This window comes from Micromonospora sp. NPDC004336 (assembly GCF_053602615.1).
Genome location: NZ_JBSGDY010000287.1, coordinates 1 through 4,621 on the forward strand (window position 1 = coordinate 1; position 4,621 = coordinate 4,621).

Sequence of the window (4,621 nt, forward strand, 5' to 3'; positions counted from 1 at the left end):
AGCAGCCCCAGCAGGGCGTCGCCGAGGCGCGCGGCGACCAGCGGCGTCCACGAGCGCACCGGCAGGTTCGCGGCGCGCAGCTCCAGCCCGCCGGCGTCCCGCAGCGGCCCGACGAGCAGCACGAGCCCCAGCAGCACCAGCGCCGTCGCGGCCAGCGCGGGGTCGAAGCCGGCATCGAGACGCCGGGCGTACCCGACCAGGACCGCCGCCGCGACCAGCGCGGTCTCGGCGACGTTGTCGGCGCCCGGCCGCACCCGCCGCTCCCACCCGGCCGCCGCCAGGGCGGCCACCGCCAGCCCCAGCCCCCAGCCGGTCGCGCCGGTCAGCGCGACGACGAGGAAGGCCAGCACCGCCAGGCCGGTGGCCAGGGCGCGGGCGGCCAGCTTCCGGACCAGGTCACCACGCATGTCGGCTCCGTCTCCCCGCCGTGGCCCGAGACCGCGTCAGCCGGCGCTGGCCGCGCTGGCGGCCCGCTCGGTCTGCCCCGGCGCCGACTGGGCCGGCACCTCGCCCGGCGCCCGGCGCACGTCGATGACCTGGCCGGTGAGGTCGGAGATCAGCACGTCCAGCGAGGCCTGGGCGACGGTCTCGGCGGCGAGCAGGGTGTGCTCCGGCTCCTCGCCGAACGCCTTGGTGCGCATCGGGGTCGCCGTGCGCTCGGGGTTGATGCAGTTGACCCGTACGCCGAACTCGGCCCACTCGTCGGAGAGCGCCTGGGTGAGGTTGACCAGGGCCGCCTTGGTGGAGGAGTAGAGCGCGTAGTCGGCCCGGCCCCGGGTGTAGGAGCTGGAGGTGTAGAGCAGCAGCTGGCCCTTGGTCTGCTGGAGGTAGCGCAGCGACTGGCGGGCGGCGATCACCGGCCCGACGAAGTTGATCTGGAGCACCCGGTCCATCGTCTCCTCGTCCATCTCGGAGAGGGGGCCCTTCTCCAGGATGCCGGCGGTGACCACCACGTGGTCGATCCGACCGGTGGCGTCGAAGGCGGTCTTCAGCGCCGCCTCCACGTCCTCGGCGCGCTCGACGTGGGTGCCCGTGCTGGAGCGGCTGAACGGGAAGACCTGCGCGCCGTAGCGGCGGGCCAGTTCGGCCAGGTCGTGGCCGATGCCGTAGCTGCCGCCGAAGATGACGATGGTGCGGCCGGTCAGCTCCTCGGTGTAGCTGCGGTGGTCGGTGACCCGGGGCGCCTGCGCGGCGGCGAGCTGGAACAGCTTGTCCGCCAGGTGCACGTCGACCGGGTGGGTGACCTTGATGTTCTCGTCCGAGCCGTCGATGACCTTGATCGGCGTGCCGGGCAGGTAGCGCAGCACCACGCCGCAGTCGTCGGTGGCGGCGAAGTGCGGGTCGCCCTCGGCGAGCCGGTAGGCCTCGCGGATGGTGCCCGAGCGGAACGCCTGCGGGGTCTGGCCCCGGCGCAGCGACGAGCGGACCGGGATGTCGGTGATGCAGTCGTCCTCGTCGACCTGGATGATCGTGTCGGCCGACGGGATGGCCACGTCGACCGCCGCGTACGTCCAGAGCGCGTTCACGCACTCGCGCACGATCCGGCCGCTGACCAGGGGTCGCACCGCGTCGTGGAAGAGGATGTTGCAGTCGCCCTCGCCGACCGCGTCCAGCGCGATCCGGGTGGTGGCGTTGCGGGTCTCGCCGCCCTCGATCACCTTGGTGACCTTGCGGAAGCCGGCCTTGTCGACGATCTGCTGGGCGTCGGCGACGTGGCCGGCGGCCATCAGCACGATGATCTCGTCGATCTCGGGGGCCGCCTCGAAGACCGCCAGGGTGTGTTCGATGATCGGCTTACCGGCGATCTTCAGCAGCTGCTTCGGGATGCCGAGGCCGAGCCGGGTCCCGGTGCCGCCGGCCAGCACCACCGCCACTGTCCGCGAGGGCCGCCAGGGCGCCGGGGTCTCCGGTGCGGCGTCCGGGCCAGTGGTGTGGTCCTGCGTCATTGCCGAATCCTCACTCTCAGGGGTGCGTGAACAGAAGGTTCCGCCCGCGCGGCGACGGGATGAACCTTAACGCGCCGGGCATCTCGCCCCAACGCGTCGACGCGGTCGCCCGGCGGCGACCTACTTGCCGTTGGCGAACGCCTCGTACGCCCGCAGCACCTCGTCGGTCGGCCCGTCCATCCGCAGGACGCCCGATTCCAGCCAGATCGTCCGCTCGCAGGTGTCCCGGATCGAGGAGAGTTGGTGGCTGACGAGGAACACCGTGCCGGCGCTCTCCCGCAGCTCCCGCACCCGCTGCTCGCTGCGCTTGCGGAAGCCCTTGTCGCCGGTGGCGAGGGCCTCGTCGATGAGCAGCACGTCGTGCTTCTTGGCCGCGGCGATGGAGAAGCGCAGCCGGGCCGCCATGCCGGAGGAGTAGGTGCGCATCGGCAGCGAGGCGAAGTCGCCCCGCTGGTTGATCCCGGAGAACTCGATGATCTCCGGGGTCTGCCGCTGCACCTCCTCCGGCGGCATCCCCATGGCCAGGCAGCCCAGCACGACGTTGCGCTCGCCGGAGAGGTCGTTGAGCAGGGCGGCGTTCACGCCGAGCAGCGAGGGCTGCCCCTGGGTGTAGACGGCGCCCCGGTTGACCGGCAGCAGGCCGGCGATGGCCCGCAGCATCGTCGACTTGCCGGAGCCGTTGCTGCCGATCAGCCCGATGGCCTCGCCCCGGTACGCGGTGAAGCTGACCCCCTTGACCGCGTGTACCTCGCGGATGTTCGGCGCCGAGGTGCGGCTGACCATCCGCTTGAGCGCGCCGACCGGGCCGCCGCCCCCGCCGCCGCCCTTGTGCACCCGGTAGATCACGTGCGCGTCGTCGACCACCACGGTCGGGACCCGCTCCTGGATCCGGGGCAGCGTCACCGTCACGTCGTTGGACGACTCGAACTGCTCAACCACGGCCGTACTCCTGTTCGCCCCGCCAGAAGTAGATGAAACCCCCGACGCCCATCACGATCGCCCAGCCCACCGCGGCCAGCCAGAGCTGCAGCAGCGAGGAGTTGAGCAGCGGCGCCTGCTCCAGCAGCGCGACCCGGGCCAGCTCGATGTAGACCAGGGCGGGGTTGAACTCGACCAGCTTGCTGGCCCACCCGGGCAGCTGGTCCTCGAACAGCGCCACGCTGTAGAGCACGCCGGAGCCGTACATCCAGGTGCGCAGGACGAAGGGCATGACCTGCTTGAGGTCGGCCAGCTTCGCGCCCGTCCGGGCCACCGTCATGGTCAGCCCGGCGTTGAAGACCGCCTGGAGCATGATCGCCGGGACCATCAGCAGCCAGGCGAAGGTGATCGGCTCGCCGGTCACCAGCACGATGCCGAGGAGCACCACCATCGAGCCGAGGAGCTGCTGGAACTGGGTGACCGTGACGGCCAGCGGCAGGCAGGCCCGGGGGAAGTGCAGCGCCCGGATCAGGCCCAGGTTGCCGGTGATCGACTGGGTGCCGTTCTGCACGGCGGTCTGGGTGAAGTTGAAGATGAACAGCCCGGTGGTCAGGTACGCGATGAAGTTCGGGACGCGCTGCTGGTCGAGCACGATGCCGAAGATCAGGTAGTAGACCGCCGCGTTGGTCAGCGGGGTGAGCACCTGCCACAGCTGCCCGAGCCGGGCGTTGCTGAACGAGGCGACCAGCTTCGCGTTGGCGTACGCGGCGATGAAGTGCCGGTAGCGCCAGAGCCGCCGGGCGTACTCGCCCAGGGGAGGCCGCTCGCCCGCGACCCGCAGTCCGTACCGGGCGGCCAGTTGCGCCTGGGACAGACCGGAGTCGGGATCGGCCAGCGCGGTGTTGGCCATGGGATGGGCGCTCCGATCTTTCGTGACGACGGATGAGGCGCGACGATGGAACCAAGCGTGGAGCGCCGCCTCGCCGCTGCGTGGACAGTAGTCCGAAACACGTCGGGACGCAACCGTACCGTCGTTGCGCTACATTGTTCCTCGTGACAGCCGAGACGAGCTCCAGGTGACGACCGGAAAGAGGCGGGCGCCGGCCGGCGCGGCGGTGCTGCGGGACGACATCACCACCGCGATCCGCCGCGCGCTGATGCAGGAGCTCGCCGCGGTCGGCTACGGCCGGCTATCGATCGAGGCGGTGGCCCGCCGGGCCGGGGTGAGCAAGACCGCCATCTACCGGCGCTGGAGCTCGAAGCTGGAACTCGTGCTGGAGATCGTCGCCGCGGCGGCCACCGGCAAGCTTCCGGCGCTGGACACCGGCACCCTGCGCGGCGACCTCCAACTGCTCTTCCAGGTGGTGGCGCACGCGCTGCGGCACCCGCTGGCCTCGCAGATCATCCCCGACCTGCTCGCCGAGGCCGCCCGCAACCCGACCATCGACCAGACCCTCCAGCAGGTGCTGCGGGCCCGGCAGCAGGAGATCGGCGGCCGGCTGATCGGCCGCGCCGTGCAGCGCGGCGAGCTGCCGCCCGACACCGACCCCGACGCGGCCGTCGACCTGATCGTCGGCCCGCTCTACTGGCGCCTGGCCATCGCCCGGACGCCGCTGACCGACGCGTACCTGGACACGCTGGTCGAGGCGGTGGCCACCGGACTCGGCGCGGGCGCGGGCGTGCCCCGCCCGCGCCGGAGGGCAGCTTCCTCTGGCCCGGCTTCGGCGAGAACTCCCGCGTGCTCAAGTGGATCATCG

3 protein-coding genes and 2 pseudogenes are annotated in these 4,621 nt (G+C 71.8%); 1 reads left to right on the plus strand and 4 read right to left on the minus strand.

What is annotated here, in order from left to right:
• The 4 genes and pseudogenes from ACWENR_RS29740 to ACWENR_RS29755 form a co-directional block, all read right to left on the minus strand.
• Positions 1 to 407, minus strand: a pseudogene (locus tag ACWENR_RS29740) (CDP-glycerol glycerophosphotransferase family protein); the annotation flags it as partial.
• A gap of 36 nt (positions 408 to 443) precedes the next feature.
• Positions 444 to 1,946, minus strand: coding sequence for a D-ribitol-5-phosphate cytidylyltransferase (locus ACWENR_RS29745; protein WP_452280267.1), 1,503 nt, complete (start codon positions 1,944 to 1,946; stop codon positions 444 to 446).
• 120 nt (positions 1,947 to 2,066) lie between these two features.
• Complete coding sequence (locus ACWENR_RS29750) at positions 2,067 to 2,885, minus strand: ABC transporter ATP-binding protein (RefSeq protein WP_393110213.1); 819 nt, start codon at positions 2,883 to 2,885, stop codon at positions 2,067 to 2,069.
• Positions 2,878 to 3,774: an ABC transporter permease gene (locus ACWENR_RS29755; RefSeq protein WP_452280268.1), complete on the minus strand. Its 897-nt coding sequence runs from the start codon at positions 3,772 to 3,774 to the stop codon at positions 2,878 to 2,880. The genes ACWENR_RS29750 and ACWENR_RS29755 overlap by 8 nt, the downstream gene beginning before the upstream one ends.
• Before the next feature lie 205 nt (positions 3,775 to 3,979).
• Between ACWENR_RS29755 and ACWENR_RS29760 the strand changes: the two are divergent.
• Positions 3,980 to 4,558, plus strand: a pseudogene (locus ACWENR_RS29760) (TetR/AcrR family transcriptional regulator); the annotation flags it as partial.
• Positions 4,559 to 4,621 lie beyond the last annotated feature (63 nt).

Bases quoted from the DNA above. Each gene is read 5' to 3' on its own strand.
- ACWENR_RS29745 (WP_452280267.1), bottom strand. From the start codon at position 1,946: ATGACGCAGGACCACACCACTGGCCCGGACGCCGCACCGGAGACCCCG.
- ACWENR_RS29755 (WP_452280268.1), bottom strand. From the start codon at position 3,774: ATGGCCAACACCGCGCTGGCCGATCCCGACTCCGGTCTGTCCCAGGCG.